A 17,835-nucleotide genomic window follows, 5' to 3' on the forward strand; every position below is an offset into this window, starting at 1 on the left:
AATCAGCCTAACCTATGCTGTAGCCAACTTGAAATCAGATCTATTTCCTCAGAGCAAACACTGTGTTGCATCGGGTAGCTATGCCAATCGACACTAAAGTCCTCACGCTCTAGAACCCGCTTACTCTCTTCCCCCAGCAAATAGGGAACAATAGGGTCTTGTGTGCCGTGGACCATTAAAATAGCAGTGCTTAAGTTCGCCGTTTGCTTTTCTTTTGCTAACGCCCTTGATAATGGTAAATAAGTCGATAAGGCCATGACTCCAGCGACTTTTTCTACTAGGCGTGTCGCAGTATACAAAGCGATTGCCCCACCTTGTGAAAAGCCAGCGAGAATAATACGATCAGCGCTCACCCCGCGCTCTTTTTCTTGATTAATTAACTCTATCAGTTGCTCTGATGATTTTTGAATCCCCGTTTTATCTTCCGTGCGATCAAAACCTAAGCTAGTGATATCATACCAACCGCGCATGGCCATCCCACCATTAATGGTAATTGGACGCACCGGCGCATGTGGGAAAATAAAGCGTATATTCGCCGCAGCACCTAAACCTAATTCAGGCACAATAGGCGCAAAGTCGTTGCCATCGGCACCCAAACCATGCAGCCAGATCACACTCGCTTCAGCCTTATTACCAATGAGCATTTCTATCGTTTCAAGCATTTTTAAATCTAACCTTTATCAATAAATTTGTTGTTTCAAACTGCAACGATCAGATCAACCGCTCATTGCCATCATCTGTAAAGCATAATTAGTGATCGGTGTACTGATTAAAATAGGCAAAATCAAGAGCAATAACAAAACCGGCAGCGGTGATAAATCAACACCCCCCATATTTGGCATAATCCGCCGCACCGGACGCATCAGAGGGTCTGTTAAACGCTGCAATATTTCAGCCACAGGGTTATAACCTTGATTAAACCAGCTCAATACAGCCTGGATAATAATGGCATAAAAATACAATTTAAACAGCGTACTTAAAACCATTCCTATTGAGTACAGCAATAAAGCGAGGATATTACCCATCGGATAACCGCTGATTAGAAAAATCAAGCTCGACTCGATTAATTGTAATACAATAATTAGGATAATCGCCGCAATATCTAACCCACCTAAACCGGGAATAATACGGCGTAAGGGCAATAAGAGAGGATTTGAAGCTTTAATTAAAAACTGGCAAATTGGATTGTAAAAGTCGGCTTTTACCCACTGCAATAAGAAGCGCAGCATCACTATCATAATATATAAGCCGAAAACCACATCTATAATCAATGTACCTGCTTGCGCAAATGGACCGCCCATTTTATCCCCTTAAATTAACGATGGAACGCTCTCATTGTATACCAAAGAAGCTTTAGCCGCCTAGCTTCGCCGCTTCAATCGGCAAACGTATGCAGGCGCAGACTTTCTCATCTGTAATATTCTCCAAACAAACTCGGCCGCGATGAGCTTCGATAATCACCTTAACAATGGCCAAACCCAGCCCCGTAGAGCCGCGCGAACTATGATAAGGCTCAAAAAGGCGATGAAGAACAGATGGGTCAATCTGACCTTTATTTTCTATTTTTATTAAAACGCTATCGCCTTCCTGACGCAAATAGACTAAACACGAATCGGCCGCTTGTAGTGCATTATTAAGCAAGTTCTCCAGCGCCCGACGCAGTGCCGAGTAGTCCCCCTGCAAAGCAATCGTTGAGGCAATATCTATATTCAAGTGAATAGAATCTGCAAGCTCTTTATAATCTTGAACAATATGTGTTAAAAAATTTACAGCATTAATGCTAACAAATTGCTCAGGCGCAATAACAGAGCCTTCTTTTACAAAGCGCTCTGCGCTGGCAATAAGGTCTTTAAGCATATTAAAATCACGCATTAAACTTTCATGCCGACTTGTATCTAACTCTAAGTCTTCAATTTTTAAACCCAAGCGTGCTAAAGGGGTCTTAACATCATGAGCAAGTGCTGAAATAAAGCTCGTTTTCTCGCGAATCACATCACAAATTGCATAGTCTAATTGGTCGCCTGAGCTTAAATTTCGACCAATGTCCATCACCGACTGCTCTTTATAGGCTAAAACTTTATTGGCAAGCTTGGCCCGAATATTGATCAGACGTGCCACCAAATAAATACTTGTTAAAAACTGGGCCAATAGCACCAGCGATAAAATCACATCGCGCCAAATATCATGGTAGGTAAATAAAAACTGCACCCAATAATTAACTTTCGGATAATAAATGGAAACGATTAAGCAAGGCTGTTTTTTCGTTAAATTAGGCAGGTGCAAATGATGAAGTACCCGCTCCCCCGTCTGGTATTCACAGATTAAGTTTTCATCAACAGGGTGCTCAGGGCGCTGCTTGTATAAAAATGCATTGAAATGCGTTCCCATACCAATGTTTTGGAGGGTTTGACGAAATTTTTCAGGATCACTGATCTCTACAAGTGTTTGCTGATAGTGCTGAATACGCTGCTCTAGGTGATGTTCGCGAAAATAATGACGATAGCCATAGCCTGCACTGACAATAAATATAGCCAGATTAAGAGTGAGAATGGCAAAAACTAGCCAATATTGTTGAGCATGGGGCATGTGGCCCCAATGAGATTGTTTTTTCAAATCAGGCCATACTTAGCTGAATTGGCAAGATCCAACCATCATGTAGCCGTGACCATGAATGGTTTTAATCATTGTGCTATTACCGAGTTTCTTACGAATTCGGCTGATATGTACATCAAAAGAACGGCTATTTTGCTCAGGCTCAGCGGCGAGCTGCTCTATATCCTCACGACGCACAAGCGCATTATTGCGCATCACCAGACTAGAGAGGATCTTAAACTCTACATCAGTGAGTTGAATTTTTTTATCTCGATTCTCACGGGGGCGCAACAGGCGCTCATAAAAATCTAAGGTATAACCTTCGAAATCTGCAAAACGATACGTACCTTGTTCAGGCGCAACACTCAAGGAACTCGCCGTTTGACTACAGCGTTCAATAAGCTTTTTCATGCGTTCTAGCAACTCATGGCGACTAAAGGGCTTCTCTAAGTAATCATCAGCACCGGCACGTAATCCTAAGACCCGAGCCACCTCACCGCCTTCACCGCTTAGAATCAGCACAGGACCTTGATAATGTTTACGTAATTGCTCGCACAACTCCAAGCCATGAACATCAGGCAAATTTTGATCGAGGATCAGAGCATCATATTGATCTTGTGTTACTTGCTCTAGAGCATCGGCCCCAGTATGCACCGCATTGATTTCCAAGAAATGTTTAGTGAAAAATGTTTGGATGAGCTGACACAGCTCTTGGTCATCATCAACCATCAAGACCTTATACATAACGCACCTCCTACGATTTTGCCACATCATAAACCTTGCACTGCAATACTTCAAGGATTGATTCTCTAACCACGCAACTGAGGACGCGCCCCGATCTTAACGGTTAAGCGGCTCACTTTATTATTACGCAACACCGAAAGCTGTGCCTTTTTACCTGGCGTCAATTGAGCGACTAAGCGTGCGAGCCCGTCAGCACCATCCACAACTTGGCCATTAAGCTTTAAGATAATATCACCAATATGAATACCGGCATCATCAGCCGGACCTTGTGAGGATAAACTCGTCACTAATACACCATGCACATTTTGCTTACCTCGCTCTAATTGCACCGGCTGGATACCAATTCCAAGCCAACCTCGGGTAACATGACCGGTTTTAACAATTTGTGCGAGCACATTCTCAACAGTAGACACAGGAATCGCAAAGCCAATGCCATCAAAGCCCCCAGTCCGTGAGAAAATCGCAGTATTGATACCTACAAGCTGACCTCGCGAGTTAACCAAAGCGCCTCCTGAGTTTCCAGGATTAACCGCTGCATCAGTTTGTATCAAGTTATCATAATTAGTAATACGCAAACGCGTACGTCCCAAGGCACTGATAATCCCTTGGGTAATGGTCTGGCCCACGCCATAAGGGTTACCAATGGCTAAAACGACATCACCTGTCATTGATTTGTCTTGGTTAACTTGTATAACAGGCAGAGTTTTTTAAGTTAATTTTTAAAATCGCTAAATCAACTTCTGGGTCAGTTCCAACGACTTTAGCCTGAGTTTTGCGGCCATCATGCAAGGCGATATCGATTTGATCTGCATTGCGAATCACGTGATAGTTGGTCACGATATAACCGTCTTCATCCATAATCACCCCAGAACCTAAGCTCATGGCATCCGGCTGCATGCCTTGACCATAGGGTGAAAATGGCATCATTTGGCGACCATATCCCCCTCCTCTCATGCCTCGTTGGTTTTTACTGGTATAAATACTGACCACGGCAGGTGCTGCATGCTTTACCGCTACAGCATAAGAAACCAAAGGGGCCTGAGCTGGAGCCACACGTGCGGCCCAGCTTGGAGACTGTGCGACCATCAAACTGGAGAATACTAAAGAGGAAACTATGGACAGGCGCTTTAAACTCATGATCTACACTCCTTTGCTGTTTACTCCCCCATCTTATGGCAGAGTTTTTTCTCTCTCAATAGAGTGATTAAAACTTTACGATAATCTTTACATAAGCTCGCTGCGCTATACTTTAATTGATAATGGTATATTTTGATATATTCCTAAGCGCGTTCAGGGCTAGCATAGGCATAAAAAATATGTTATGGTGCCTGACGGAGGTAGAAGTCACATGACACAAACTGCACTACTGACAAATAACAAAGAGTTGATGGTTGCACCAGGCAGTAACCTTGACGCTTTTATTCATAACGTCAATCAAGTTCCTATGCTCACCGCCGAGGAAGAGCTGGCTCTGGCAAAAGAATATCATGAAAATCAAACAATTGAAGCGGCACGCAAGCTGGTTATGGCCCACCTGCGCTTCGTTGTAAAGATTGCTCGTGGTTATGCAGGTTATGGTCTTGCCCAATCCGACCTTATCCAAGAAGGTAATATCGGCTTAATGAAAGCGGTTAAACGCTTCGACCCAAGTGTTGGCGTACGCTTAGTCTCCTTTGCTGTGCACTGGATTAAAGCTGAAATCCACGAATTTATTATCCGCAACTGGCGTATTGTGAAAGTCGCAACGACAAAAGCACAACGTAAGCTATTCTTTTCATTACGATCACAGAAAAAGCGCTTAGGCTGGTTTAACCAGGCCGAAGTTGAGTCTGTCGCCGCCGATTTAGGTGTTCCAGCAAAAACCGTTGTTGAAATGGAAGCACGCTTAAGCGCCCATGACGCTGCCATTGCTCCAGCAAGTGATGATGAAGAGGGCGCAAGCATTGCACAACCGAGTTATCTCGAAGATACCAATGCGATGAACAACCCTGCTCTCGCCCTAGAGCACGACAACTGGCAATCTGATCAGGAAAACAAGCTATTGCAGGCCATTGCTATTCTTGATGAGCGCAGCCGTGATATCTTGCAACAACGTTGGCTAGATGAAGAAAACAAGGCTACACTTCATGAACTAGCGGCGAAATATCAAGTCTCTGCCGAGCGTGTGCGTCAACTTGAGAAAAACGCTTTAAAGAAACTACGCAAATCAATGACGGAATAAAACCTATATGGCAGACGGATTTGTCAAATGGTTTAACAATGAAACAGGCTTCGGTTATATCACCCCTCAAGATGGCGGTGATGATATTTTCGTACATCGCTCAGGCTTTGACCCTCAAGCAAATATTGAAAGCTTAGATATTCACCAAAAAGTCTCTTACTCTATTCACAAAGATACCTCCGGCACTCCTTATGCCGCTGACGTGGTTTTAATCGAAAAAAATAATGACACCAGCTAAGCCAATATTCGAACTATTTTACCGCTCAAAATAAAAAGCCTACAACGGTAGGCTTTTTCATCGCTTAATACCCCAACAGTATTATTTCATTGCAACCACATCAACACGGCGGTTTTTCGCACGGCCTTCAGTGGTTTTATTGGTTGCAACCGGGTCTTTGATTCCCATCGCTTGCGTAATTAAGCGGTGGCTATTCACCCCTTTTTTGAGTCACTAAATAGTCTTTCACACGTTCAGCCCGACGTTGTGATAAGCCTTCATTATTATAGTTCGGATTACCACTGCTATCGGCATACCCTTTAATCATCGCTGAGCTTTTTGGATTATCTTTTAGAAAAGCAGCAATGCGGCCTAATTTACAATCATAGTTTGATGATATTTTATCGCTGGCTGAAGCAAAGTTAATCTCAATTTTATTGATTGGCACCATGCATGGATCAACAGGAGGTGTTGCGACTTTAGGTGCAGGCGCTACTGCCGCTTTTTCAGGCGCAGGTGCAGGAGCTGTTTCACTTTGGTTAAAGTTATCACCGCTAGTAAATGCGTTACCATGCGGACCAAAACTAAACTGAATACCCACAGAGGCAATCGTATCCGTGCGATTATCACTGCCTAATTGGTATTGGCGGCGCACACCCACATCTAAGGCAACATTTGGCATAAAGTCGTAAGTTAAGCCAGCACCATAATCTAAGAAGCTATTCGAGCCTTTTAAATTCTGGCGACCAATTCCAGCGAGTAAGTAAGGCTGAAAACGACTTTGTGCCATAAAACGATACAAGCCATCGATGCGCATTTGGTTCATGCTCGCTGAATTTCCAGTGACATCGTCTTTATTGCCAGAGTGCGCATAAGACAAGGCAACAGCTACATTGTCAGTAATGTTATAACCCAAGCTCAAATTCAATACCGGCTCATCGCTTACCTGACGATCTGAATCAAACCAACCTGCACCAATACTCGGCGTGACAAAAAATCTGCCCCCCTTGACTTGCCGCCATACTAGCTGCCGGCAGTACAAGTGTTACAACTGCAAGGCCACACGCAATTTTAGAAATCTTCATTACCCCTCTCTCCATCATTCTCATTATTAATTAATCACATTCACAGCCCTTTTAAACCAGGCGCTTATACTTTTTCACCATAATATTGGAATTTTGAAGATGAATAAAGACTTAATAAATCATGGACATGATAATTATAACGATATTTACAAAGACAGGATCAAAACTTTAAAATCGGTGCGCAAACCCCAGCCCCACAGCAACAGGCACAGCATTAACTGAATTTTTAGTGATATCTAAGGCGGCAACAGTGAGGGTCACAGGGAGTTTTTTAAAAGGCTGTACGCTGGCTCCTGCAGAAATCGAATTTCCCGTCCAATCTGCAAATACATCTAACCATTCAGTAATTCCAGCAGTTACATCAGCAAAAATACCTAACGAATTTTTATCATCTTTGATGTCATCTTGGCTACGAAAACGGCCATTGCCTGCCCCTAAAGAAATAGATAGATTATATTTAGCAACTTGAAAGGCTTTAGTCAGCACAAGATAATAACTTTTACTAAAATCCCGATCAAAGCCATTAGCAGCTAAATTTTCTACACCAACAGCAATCGCTGATTGATAAGGCAAGCTTCGGTGTAACTTTAAATCAACATGGCGATCTTTAGCAAAACCACCATCTTCAGGATTCACACTTGTCACACCAACACTCATATCCAAACCAACAAAACGATCAGGGTCTCCCACTCCCATCCCCACTGTCATGACACCATTGATGCTATCTGCACCCGATGAATGGTTTACCGCAGAAAAGCCAAAATAAATATCACCCCACTCGGCCCCAGCAGCCGTTGGTGCTAAAGGACTTAAAACATTTGGTAATACAGCAATATGGTCATAAGCATTTAAAGAGATACTATTGCGAGACAAATCCATTGAAACATCTTGAATCGTTGCAGCAACGCCAGCAAATGCTATGCTCATCAATGCACCGGCACAAATAAATTGACGAAATCCTTGTCCTTGCATAACTGGCCTCGTAAAGCTTGAGCTGAAAACACAAGGAACCTACGGCAAGTTTTATGCCAAAGAAGGATTTATATCGCAAGCACTTAGATAACAGGAAACCATAGTTGTAGTATACATTTATCAAAAGCCGACAAATAATAGGAAACAAACCTTCTGATTATTGACAAAAACCCTCAACCGTCATCGCCAAGATTTTTTTCAATGAAGCGATGTGCTTAGAATCAAACTCATCAATATTTAATTCTCTCTTTAAATTGCTTATCCCCAAAATAAAAGTAAATGCCTCCCCCAATAGGGCTTGAGTCATCAACTTCACTTCTAATTCAGATTTTTGCTGACTAGAAGCTTTTTGCAATAAACTCCCAATCAAAGAAAACATTTTGTTAAAGTGGCGTTCATATAAAATATCAGCGGCAACACTTGGTTTTATTTGTTCTTTTATCACAATTAAAAAAAAGTATTTTGTATTCTCTTCTAGTGATTTATTAGCCACAGCAATGAGTAATTCAATAATTTTATCTCGATAATAAGACTTTGGATGATCTTCATTAATCAACTGCATCAAATGGAAAGCATGTGGAGATAGCGTCCGTTGCATCTCCCCAAGAATAAATTCAATCACCGCTAAGTAAAGCTTTTCTTTGCCACCAAAGTGGTAAGCAATGGCTGATACATTGACTTGTGCATAATTCGTAATGGTCCGAATGGATGTTCCGTCATAACCATAGTCAGCAAAACATTGTATCGCCACCTCGATAATTTTTTGCCTTGTACGCTCTTTTTTTCTCGCCATGCTTTTAACTTTTATTTAACTCTAAATATTAACAAGCTACGTTTATCATACCACAAAAATTAAAACGATCGTTTTAATTTTAAAAACTAATGTTATAATATCCCAAAGGCTTACAACGAAACCTTGCTACAACTCTTTAAACACAGATAGTGAGACTCATTGTGAAATCACACTTTTATTTAAAAATCATAATATTATCCATCACGACTAGCACATTTTTTAAGCCTGGCCGCCTGCACATCTAAGAAAGATAATGACAGCAACGGCTACATTGAGGCAGACCTAACCTATGTCGCCAGCCCATTCGCAGGGCAACTAGAGCAGCTAAATGTCAAAAAAGGCCAACAGGTTAGTATTCATCAAACACTTTATCAACTTGTTAGCGCACCAGAAAGATATGATGTTAGTCAAGCTCAGGCTAGTCTTACAAAAGCACAAGCCAATTTGGCCAATCTGCGCTATGGCAAACGTCAACCCGAACTCAACCAAATTAAAGCTAAAATCAAGCAAGCAGAGGCCCAGCTCATTTATGCTAACAAGCAGTTAAAACGCTACAAAAACCTTATTAAGGCCGGCGCAACCCAACAGGAAACGCTCGACTCTGCTTTAGAAGAAGCAAAAATTGCACAAAATAATGTCTATCAAACGCAGTCTGAATTAGTGAGTGCAGCTTTACCTGCACGGAAAGAGCAAATCCAAGCTGCCATCGCCAGCCAACATCAGGCACAATCAACACTGGAGCGAGCCCAGTGGGTGCTAGAACAAAAGCAGGGGACCAGTCCAATCAACGGTTATGTGTTTGACATTTATTACCGTCTTGGAGAGCAAATCCCTGCAAACCGCCCCGTGCTTTCGATTTTATCTCCTAAGAACATCAAAATTATTTTCTTTATCAGCGCCCAAAAACTACCCACTTTGCACTTAAATCAGATAATCACTGTCAGCACAGCAACACATCCAAGACCCATTCAAGCCACTATCGATTATATTTCAAGTCAGGCCGAGTACACTCCTCCAGTTCTATATACCCAAAAACAGAGTACAGCGCTTGTTTTTCGTATCGAAGCGCGCTTTAGTCAGTCCAACCAAAGCCAACCCTTCCACCCTGGACAACCTGTTGAGGTACACTATGCAAGCTAATGTAAACAGCACTTACACGATCGACGTAAGAAATATTAATAAGGAGTTTTCAGGAAAAAAAGTCGTCAATGATGTTAACCTGCAAGTTGAGCGCGGTGAAATTTTTGGTTTCTTAGGCCCAAATGGCAGCGGTAAAACAACGACGATACGCATGATTTGTGGTCTCCTTACCCCAGATTCAGGGTCAGGCACTTGCCTAGGCTACGATATTTTCTCTCAAGCAGAACAGATCAAAAATAAAATTGGCTATATGACACAACGCTTTTCTCTGTATGAAGATTTAACCGTTTACGAAAATCTTGACTTTGTCGCACGACTCTATCGCATGGATAAACGCCGTGAACGCGTCGAGGCAGTTATTGATCGCTTAGAAATTGGCAAGCAACGCCAATACCAATTGGCAGGTAATTTATCGGGCGGTTGGAAGCAACGGCTTGCGCTCGGCGCTGCAATCATTCACGAACCTCAACTTCTTCTACTCGACGAACCAACAGCAGGCGTAGACCCAAAGGCACGACGAGAGTTTTGGGATGAAATTTATAAATTATCAAATGAAGGCACAACTTCTCTAATCACCACCCATTACATGGATGAAGCAGAGCGCTGTCACCGCTTAGCCTACCTCGCCTATGGCCAGCTCCTTGCCTCAGGGCATATTGATGCAGTGATTAAAAATGCAAAAATCCGTACTTGGCAAATATCAGGGCCTTATTTAAATAAATTAGAAAGCCAGCTCCTGCATGTTCCAGAAGTGGTCCAAATCGCTCCTTTTGGTCGCGCATTACATATCAGTATTCGTCAAGACACCCCAGAGTCAACTTTATTTCCTTACCAAACAAGTGACTTTAATTGGCAAGAAATCCCGCCCAGTCTTGAAGATGCTTTTATCGCTTACGTTGCCCTACAACAAGATAATTTCGCCTAATTATTTGAGAGTTTGAAAGATGAGCTTTTCATACCAACGCTTCTTCTCCGTTCTTATTAAGGAATTTATCCAAATTCGCCGTGACCCCGTCACCATTGCAATGCTTGTAATGATTCCACTCATCCAGCTTGTCCTTTTTGGTTTTGCCATTAATCAAAACCCACGCAATTTACCCACGGTGATTGTAAGTAATGACCACTCTCCCTTAACTCGGGAGTTCATCAGTGCAATACAAAATACAAAATACTTTCACATCATTAATGATAACTCTACTGCACAGCATGCCGATCAACTATTAGCCAGTGGCAAAACACAGTTTATTGTCACAATCCCCACCCACTTCTCAGAAAAAATGATCCGAGGTGAATCCCCTGAAATTTTAGTTACAGCAGACGCTTCAGACCCTTCGTCTACAGGCAATGCTATCTCTGCTCTTAATGCATTACCGAATCAAGTTTTCCAAAATAATCTACAAGGGCCTCTCAACTATTTACAATCAAAAGCAGCACCATTCCAATTATTAATCCATATGAAATACAACCCTGAGCAAATTACCCAATATAATATTGTACCCGGGCTCATGGGAGTCATTCTTACTATGTCATTAGTCATGGTAACCGCAATGGCGATTACGCGAGAATATGAAAAAGGCACCATGGAAAGTTTACTCGCAACTCCCGTTCGCCCTATTGAAGTAATGCTAGGAAAAATTACGCCTTATGTGTTAGTTGGATATTTGCAACAACTGATTATTCTAGTCGCTGCTATTTTTTTATTTCACGTGCCCAACCAAGGCAGTATTTTACTGTTGGTTTTTAACAACACTCCCTTTTATTATTGCTAACCTTGCTTTAGGGCTGACCTTCTCCACTGTTGCAAAAAATCAACTTCAAGCCATGCAAATGACCTTCTTCTTCTTCCTCCCTTCAATCTTGCTTTCAGGGTTTATGTTTCCTTTTTATGGTATGCCTGTATGGGCACAATACATTGGAGAGATCCTCCCTTTAACTCACTTCTTACGTATTACTCGTGGCATTATGCTTAAGGGCAATGAACTAGTGACACTATGGTCGGATATCTGGCCTATTTTAGCATTCCTAGCTGTAACCTTGCTCGTCAGCGTTTTTCGCTATCGACAAACATTGGACTAACTCTTGTATCACGCTAGACACTAATTAATCCTAATACGCATTTTTATGAGTAAAGCCTTTAAAGATCGTTTTAAAAATAATTTTAATATCAAACCATAAAGACCAATTACGGATATAATACAAATCATATTGCACGCGCTTTTCCATCTTATCTAAGGTATCTGTCTCACCACGAAAACCTGAAACCTGCGCCCAGCCAGTGATCCCAGGCTTGACAAGGTGACGCTGCATGTACTGATCCACTAGGTCTTTATACTCTTCATTATGAGCGATTGCATGCGGACGCGGCCCGACAATAGACATATCACCCTTTAATACGTTAATGAATTGCGGCAATTCATCTAAACTTGTCCGACGCAAAAAACCACCAATCGCAGTAATACGGTTATCATTCTTACTCGCTTGAGTGACTTTACCACTTGACTCCTGATGCACAACCATACTGCGAAATTTATAAACCTCTATCTCACGACCATCACAGCCATAACGCTTTTGCTTAAAAAACACAGGCCCCCTAGATCCCAACTTCACCAAAACAGCGATAATTACCATCAAGGGACTAATTAAAGTCAAGATAATGCCAGCAAGAATACGGTCTTCAGCTGCCTTTAATAGGCGATTAAAGCCTCTCATCGGACTTGCGTGTAAGTTTACTGTCGGTAAGCCAGCGATGTCTTGCTGATGATGATTCAATAGACTAAAGCAGAAAATATCAGGTACTAAACGCACAGTTAAAGGATTGTGCCGTAGCTGATATAACAATTCTTTTATTCGTTGATCCGCACGCAAAGGCAGTGCCAACCAAACCTCATCAACTTGCTGCACTTTCATCCAAGCACCTAAGTCCTCAGGCATGCGTGTAACAGGATAGCCATGAATAACTTCACCTTCTTTACTGCTATCATCATCTAAAAAGCTGACTACACGATAACCTGTCCATAAGTGTTGATCCAAATTTTGGACAATACGCTCACCTAAAGAGCCTGCTCCAATCACGACCACACGGCGCAAATTATGCTCATGCGAGCGCATATAGCGCAAAAATGTCACTAAAGCCAAACGAAAAGCGATTAATAAAACAGCGCCAACAACGGCCCAAGCTAATAAAAAGCCTCGAGAATAAATACCAGTTCGGTGCGTAAAAAATGCAATCAGAACCAAATAACAAATCACTAGGCTCCAGGCAAATATCACACGGCGAAAAATAGTTCCCATCGCCTGCCCTCGTAGCGGCGCATAAGCACGGCATAAGGGAAAAGCGACAGCTGCGAGAACAACCCCCAACAGAATCGCTTCAACATTACGAAGATCCATACCCCAGCTTTCCAAATAGAGCCGGTGCGCCAAAAAGCCACTTATGGCAACCAGCATCAATTCAGCTAAACATATTAAAATAAAAAATAAGCTGCTGTGCTCTTTTAGCATTCCGCGCTTCATACACTTTCCTCAAAGACAAAAATCAGATATTTTTCTTTAAAAACAAAACATTCTATATATAAACTGACAACTCACAACCCGATATTATACATTCCTTAATAAAAATTAACATTAAAATTTAATGAAATATTGGTAAATTTTCAGCATAAAATTACCAGCCCTCTTTAAAACAGTCGCAGCTCAGGTATACTGGCAGATCATTCTAAGCTATATTAACCAAAATTATATTTTATATTTGAGGTAATCAGTTGATTTATCCAGTTATTTTATCTGGTGGCAGCGGATCACGACTTTGGCCACTCTCCCGTGCACTTTATCCAAAACAACTTTTACCTGTAGCAACAGAACACACTATGCTACAGGATACTGTCAACCGCCTCACAGAAAAAACACTGTTTGCCTCACCGACAATCATCTGCAATCACGAACACCGTTTTATTGTTGCAGAACAGCTGCGCGAACAAGGCATTTCTGGCAGCAAGGTTATCCTCGAGCCTTGTGGGCGCAATACCGCTCCTGCTGCTGTTATCGCGGCCCTGACTGTACTTGAATCAGATGTAGCAGCTGATGTGTTATTACTCCCTTCAGACCACCTTATAGAGAAACAAGACCGCTTTCTTCAAGCTATTCAAGATGCTCAAAAAGCTGCGGCAAACGACCAACTCGTTACCTTTGGCATCAAACCGACGCACCCTGAAAGCGGCTATGGCTATATCCAAGCTGGAGAAACACTGAACCATCTTAATAATGGCTTTAAAGTCAGCCGCTTCGTCGAGAAACCCGACTTAAAAACCGCTGAAAACTATCTCTCTTCGGGCGATTATAGTTGGAACAGCGGCATGTTTCTTTTTAAAGCAAAGACATTGATCGATATTGCTAAAACACTCATTCCCGATACTTTGCATCAATGTGAGCTTGCCCTGAAAAAAGGCAATCAAGATTTAGATTTTTATCGTCTTGATGAAGCAGAATTTTCAAAATGCGAAGATGTCTCCATCGACTACGCTATCATGGAAAAAGCAACGAATACCGTAGTTATCCCCGTTGATTTAGGTTGGTCAGATGTTGGCTCTTGGAGTGCGCTTTGGGAAGTCAGTGATAAAGATGCTCAGGGCAATCACCTACAAGGCGATATCATCAATCAAGGCTCTAAAAACTGTTATTTACGATCAGATGGCCCGCTCATTGCCAGTGTCGGTATTGATAATCTTATTGTTGTCGCCACAGAAGATGCGGTACTTGTCGCCGACAAAAATGATACTCAAAATGTTAAAAAAATCGTCGAGCGTTTAAAGCAAGATAAACGCTATGAACATCGCCATCACACCAAAATCTATCGCCCTTGGGGTTGGGTCCAAAGCTTAGATAACGGCACAGGTTTTGAAATTAAACGCCTTAGCATCAAACCAGGCCAAACGCTTTCTAAACAACGCCACATGCATCGCAGTGAACACTGGATCGTTTTAGCAGGAACTGCAAAAATAAGCAAAGGGTCAGAGACTATTTTATTAGAACCGAACCAATCTGCTTATATTCCTATCGGTGAAATTCATCAACTAGAAAACCCTGGGAAAATTGACTTGGAAATTATCGAAGTCCGATCTGGAAGTTATCTGGGTGAGGATGATATAGAAAGATTTTAATGACTATCAAAAAAAGAGGCTTAAAGCCTCTTTTTTGTATTAGCTTGATAGTGACTGAAAATAATCACTCAAGCCTTCTTCAAATACTGTCTTAGCTGAAAAATTTAATAGCTCAGCTGCATATTTAACACTGGCTAGCGAATGCTTAATATCTCCAGGCCTTTCGTCAAAATAAACACAGTTCAGTTTATTATCTGTTATTTTCTCAATAGAGCTTACTAACTGATTTAGGGTTGTAGCAGACCCTGTCGCGATATTACACACACCATGCTTATCACTTTTTAATGCTAACATGTTTGCTTGCGCCACATCTCCAACATAAATAAAGTCACGACTTTGCTCGCCATCACCATAAATATTAATCGGCTGACATTCAACAGCAGCAGTCATAAATTTAGAAATAACTCCCGAATACTGCGAAGATGGGTCCTGCTTGGGGCCAAACACATTAAAATAGCGCAAACCGATACTGCTAATATTAAACAACTTATTATACAAAGCTGCATAACGCTCTTTATTCGCCTTTTCCAACGCATAAAAAGAATTTGTCTCTATGGGTAGTTCAAACTCATCACTGCAAGGCAACTTCTTAACGTTGCCATAAATTGCTGCACTCGATGCATACGCCAAATGTATTTTACTATCAGTTCTACGAATTGCTTCTAACACATTCACAAAGCCCTGAGTATTAATCTCAAGAGATTCTAACGGATTATCTATTGAGCGAGGTACAGAAACTTGCGCGGCAAGATGTAATACTGCTGACACTCCTTGCATAGCCTCAACGACAACAGCATAATCTCGAATATCTGCTTGCATAAGCTCCAGATTAGGATGGTTATCGGGCAAATTACTAAGCTTTCCCGATGATAAATTATCTAACACCCGCACCTTATTACCCTGAGCCAATAGCAGCTCAACAGTATGGAAGCCAATAAAACCTGCGCCGCCGGTTATAAGAATCATGATGAAATACCTTGTTTATAGAGTGAAGTAGACAATACAGAATAATTCTGTGCGAGACTGTTACAATGCGCTTGATATTTTTCTGTAACAAAGCTTTTAAATTCTCTTCTGAAGCGCTCATTCGAAAAGCGTTTGGCATTTCTTTTACAGGCTTCTAAAGTGAAGGCATCTTTACTGTTTTCAAATGCCGTAACCGCATTCAAGATCTCTTTTACAGTTTGATCGAAAAAAAGCACGCCTGTAGGTTCCTTCTCGGTCAAGGGAGTGACTGTTTCCAACGCCCCTCCTTTGCCATAAGCAATAACGGGTGTTCCACAAGCTTGAGCTTCAACCAACGAAATACCAAAATCTTCGCAGCCTGAGAAAACAAGTGCTTTTGCAGCGGCAATAAGCTCAGCAACCTTTTCTTTTGACTGGAAACCTAAAAACACTATACTTTTTTTTGCAGCCTTTTTAAGCTTCTTTAGAAGACTCCCATCGCCAACAATATAAAGAGGTTTCCCACATTGATTAAAGGCATCCACAATAAGGTCAAAACGCTTATAAGGCTCTAACCGTCCTACAGTAATATAATACTCCTCCTTATTCTCCACACTCATTTCAATTAGACGATCAACATCTACTGGAGGGTAAATTACTTGGCTTTTGATCCGGTTAACTTTTTTTGTCCACAAAGACACATACTTTGAATTTGCTATAGTATGATCTGGCCGACTACACGCAATTCTGTCCCACATTCTTAGCTTATGCAGAAGGTACTCTTTTAAATAGCCTAGCTTCCGTAACTTAAAATACAAAAACCTATCTTCATAAGCATATTTTAAATTCCTCGCTTGCAAATAAGTAATATGTAATTGATTCGCTAATGTAATTGCTCCTCTAGCAACTGCATGAGAACTAGAAATAACAATATCGTAACCTTCCAAATTCAATGTCTCAATGGCCATAGGCATGAAAGGCAAATATGCTCGGAATTTTTTGCGAGAGAAAGGCAGCCTTTGAATAAAAGTTGTCTTTGCCAGTTTATGTTGAAGAAATCCTCTTTGATTGTCAGGTAAAAAATCGACAAGGGAGAATAAATCACACTCGGGATAGATATTAATAATCTGTTCGACCACTCGTTCAGCACCTGCATATACAGTTAACCAATCTACAATAAGTGCCACTTTAGGTTGTTGCATATCGCTTTCCTTTTCTAAGAAAATAGCCAGATTGTTTACCACACTTACAAAGCTGAAGACAAAAATTTATAAGTATCATCCGCACATTTATCCCAAGAGAAATTTAAGACTCTTTGGTCACCTTTTTCCGATAATTCCCGACAAAGTTCATCAGAAAATGCAAGGCTATCTATCGCCTTTGCTATATCGTCTATATTATAAGGATCAATCAAAATTGCGCTGTCACCAACAATCTCTGGTAAAGAGGTTGTATTTGAAGTAATAACAGGTGTACTTGCAGCCATTGACTCAATAGCAGGAATACCAAAACCTTCATACAATGAGGGAAATACGAACCCTCTCGCACCTGCATACAAAACAGCTAAATCTTCATCATGCACTCTTCCAAGCAATAATGTTTTTTCAGGGGCTGTTGAAAATCCAGCTCCTCTAAAAGATTTTTCTTTATCGCCAACCACAACTAGGCTCATACTTTTTTTTTTGCTTGCGTATTTGTCCAAGCAGAAAATAAGCGAGATAAATTTTTTCTAGGCTGCAATGCTCCTACACAAAGAAGTATGCCTCTTTTATGTCATATCTTTGACGAACATTTTCAATTTCGGATTGAGATTTTTTTCGATATATATCAGATACTCCATTATATATAACATTAATTTTTTTCTCATCAACACCAAGGGTTTCAATGATTTTTTGTTTTGTATAATTTGATATTGTCACTATCCGCTTAACTCTTTTTGCCAAAGTAGGAACAATCAACTTGTAAAACAA

The 17,835-nt window shown here is 41.3% G+C and carries 21 protein-coding genes; 7 read left to right on the forward strand and 14 right to left on the reverse strand.

Annotation, left to right across the window (positions count from 1 at the left end; genetic code table 11):
* Positions 1-2: 2 nt before the first annotated feature.
* The 6 genes from BGC07_RS08500 to BGC07_RS23215 form a co-directional block, all read right to left on the reverse strand.
* Positions 3-662: an alpha/beta hydrolase gene (locus tag BGC07_RS08500; RefSeq protein WP_069312751.1), complete on the reverse strand. Its 660-nt coding sequence runs from the start codon at positions 660-662 to the stop codon at positions 3-5.
* Positions 663-716: 54 nt separating this feature from the next.
* Complete coding sequence (locus BGC07_RS08505; protein WP_069312752.1) at positions 717-1,301, reverse strand: YggT family protein; 585 nt, start codon at positions 1,299-1,301, stop codon at positions 717-719.
* A 52-nt stretch (positions 1,302-1,353) separates the two neighbouring features.
* Entirely contained in the window at positions 1,354-2,586 is a 1,233-nt protein-coding gene (locus BGC07_RS08510) for a sensor histidine kinase (protein WP_069312753.1), read from the reverse strand.
* 39 nt (positions 2,587-2,625) lie between these two features.
* A complete protein-coding gene (locus tag BGC07_RS08515; protein WP_069312754.1) occupies positions 2,626-3,336 on the reverse strand; it encodes a response regulator transcription factor in 711 nt (236 codons plus the stop codon).
* 65 nt (positions 3,337-3,401) lie between these two features.
* Positions 3,402-4,004, reverse strand: coding sequence for a S1C family serine protease (locus BGC07_RS23210; RefSeq protein WP_268801633.1), 603 nt, complete (start codon positions 4,002-4,004; stop codon positions 3,402-3,404).
* A gap of 13 nt (positions 4,005-4,017) precedes the next feature.
* Positions 4,018-4,473, reverse strand: a complete 456-nt coding sequence (locus BGC07_RS23215) for a trypsin-like peptidase domain-containing protein (RefSeq protein WP_268801634.1) — start codon at positions 4,471-4,473, stop codon at positions 4,018-4,020.
* A gap of 211 nt (positions 4,474-4,684) precedes the next feature.
* Between BGC07_RS23215 and rpoH the strand changes: the two genes are divergently transcribed.
* Positions 4,685-5,557 (forward strand): RNA polymerase sigma factor RpoH, encoded by an 873-nt coding sequence (rpoH, locus tag BGC07_RS08525; RefSeq protein WP_069312755.1) that lies wholly within the window; start codon positions 4,685-4,687, stop codon positions 5,555-5,557.
* 7 nt (positions 5,558-5,564) lie between these two features.
* The gene (locus BGC07_RS08530) at positions 5,565-5,795 is read left to right on the forward strand and encodes a cold-shock protein (protein WP_069312756.1); all 231 of its coding nucleotides are present in this window, start codon (positions 5,565-5,567) and stop codon (positions 5,793-5,795) included.
* Positions 5,796-5,985: 190 nt separating this feature from the next.
* Here BGC07_RS08530 and BGC07_RS08535 read toward each other — a convergent pair whose 3' ends face one another.
* The 3 genes from BGC07_RS08535 to BGC07_RS08545 form a co-directional block, all read right to left on the reverse strand.
* On the reverse strand, positions 5,986-6,816 hold the full coding sequence (locus BGC07_RS08535) for an OmpA family protein (RefSeq protein WP_235603044.1): 831 nt from the start codon (positions 6,814-6,816) through the stop codon (positions 5,986-5,988).
* Positions 6,817-7,027: 211 nt separating this feature from the next.
* Positions 7,028-7,831 (reverse strand): YjbH domain-containing protein, encoded by an 804-nt coding sequence (locus BGC07_RS08540; protein ID WP_069312757.1) that lies wholly within the window; start codon positions 7,829-7,831, stop codon positions 7,028-7,030.
* A 157-nt stretch (positions 7,832-7,988) separates the two neighbouring features.
* Complete coding sequence (locus BGC07_RS08545) at positions 7,989-8,624, reverse strand: CerR family C-terminal domain-containing protein (protein WP_069312758.1); 636 nt, start codon at positions 8,622-8,624, stop codon at positions 7,989-7,991.
* Between the two features lie 270 nt (positions 8,625-8,894).
* Between BGC07_RS08545 and BGC07_RS08550 the strand changes: the two genes are divergently transcribed.
* The 4 genes from BGC07_RS08550 to BGC07_RS23220 are packed head-to-tail and all read left to right on the forward strand — an operon-like array spanning position 8,895 to position 11,840.
* Positions 8,895-9,764 (forward strand): HlyD family secretion protein, encoded by an 870-nt coding sequence (locus tag BGC07_RS08550; RefSeq protein WP_235603393.1) that lies wholly within the window; start codon positions 8,895-8,897, stop codon positions 9,762-9,764.
* Entirely contained in the window at positions 9,754-10,689 is a 936-nt protein-coding gene (locus BGC07_RS08555; protein WP_069312760.1) for an ABC transporter ATP-binding protein, read from the forward strand. The genes BGC07_RS08550 and BGC07_RS08555 overlap by 11 nt, the downstream gene beginning before the upstream one ends.
* 19 nt (positions 10,690-10,708) lie before the next feature.
* Positions 10,709-11,533 carry an ABC transporter permease gene (locus BGC07_RS08560; RefSeq protein WP_235603045.1) on the forward strand — a complete coding sequence of 275 codons (825 nt, stop codon included), beginning with the start codon at positions 10,709-10,711 and terminating at the stop codon, positions 11,531-11,533.
* Complete coding sequence (locus BGC07_RS23220; protein ID WP_268801709.1) at positions 11,451-11,840, forward strand: ABC transporter permease; 390 nt, start codon at positions 11,451-11,453, stop codon at positions 11,838-11,840. Before BGC07_RS08560 ends, BGC07_RS23220 begins: the two co-directional genes overlap by 83 nt.
* 30 nt (positions 11,841-11,870) lie before the next feature.
* On the opposite strand, the gene BGC07_RS08565 is transcribed toward BGC07_RS23220, so the two are convergent.
* The gene (locus BGC07_RS08565; protein WP_069312761.1) at positions 11,871-13,277 is read right to left on the reverse strand and encodes an undecaprenyl-phosphate glucose phosphotransferase; all 1,407 of its coding nucleotides are present in this window, start codon (positions 13,275-13,277) and stop codon (positions 11,871-11,873) included.
* 248 nt (positions 13,278-13,525) lie between these two features.
* Here BGC07_RS08565 and BGC07_RS08570 point away from each other — a divergent pair, with 248 nt between their 5' ends.
* Positions 13,526-14,920: a mannose-1-phosphate guanylyltransferase/mannose-6-phosphate isomerase gene (locus BGC07_RS08570; RefSeq protein WP_069312762.1), complete on the forward strand. Its 1,395-nt coding sequence runs from the start codon at positions 13,526-13,528 to the stop codon at positions 14,918-14,920.
* A 39-nt stretch (positions 14,921-14,959) separates the two neighbouring features.
* Here BGC07_RS08570 and BGC07_RS08575 read toward each other — a convergent pair whose 3' ends face one another.
* The 4 genes from BGC07_RS08575 to BGC07_RS19405 all read right to left on the reverse strand — a co-directional run.
* The gene (locus BGC07_RS08575; RefSeq protein ID WP_069312763.1) at positions 14,960-15,886 is read right to left on the reverse strand and encodes an NAD-dependent epimerase/dehydratase family protein; all 927 of its coding nucleotides are present in this window, start codon (positions 15,884-15,886) and stop codon (positions 14,960-14,962) included.
* Positions 15,883-17,067 carry a glycosyltransferase gene (locus tag BGC07_RS08580; RefSeq protein ID WP_069312764.1) on the reverse strand — a complete coding sequence of 395 codons (1,185 nt, stop codon included), beginning with the start codon at positions 17,065-17,067 and terminating at the stop codon, positions 15,883-15,885. Before BGC07_RS08580 ends, BGC07_RS08575 begins: the two co-directional genes overlap by 4 nt.
* Before the next feature lie 44 nt (positions 17,068-17,111).
* A complete protein-coding gene (locus BGC07_RS19400; protein WP_394332116.1) occupies positions 17,112-17,567 on the reverse strand; it encodes a glycosyltransferase in 456 nt (151 codons plus the stop codon).
* Positions 17,568-17,610: 43 nt separating this feature from the next.
* Positions 17,611-17,835: glycosyltransferase (locus tag BGC07_RS19405; RefSeq protein WP_235603046.1), on the reverse strand; the 225-nt coding region annotated here is incomplete at its 5' end.

Origin of the sequence: Piscirickettsia litoralis, from assembly GCF_001720395.1 — a bacterium.
Lineage (GTDB): Bacteria > Pseudomonadota > Gammaproteobacteria > Piscirickettsiales > Piscirickettsiaceae > Piscirickettsia > Piscirickettsia litoralis.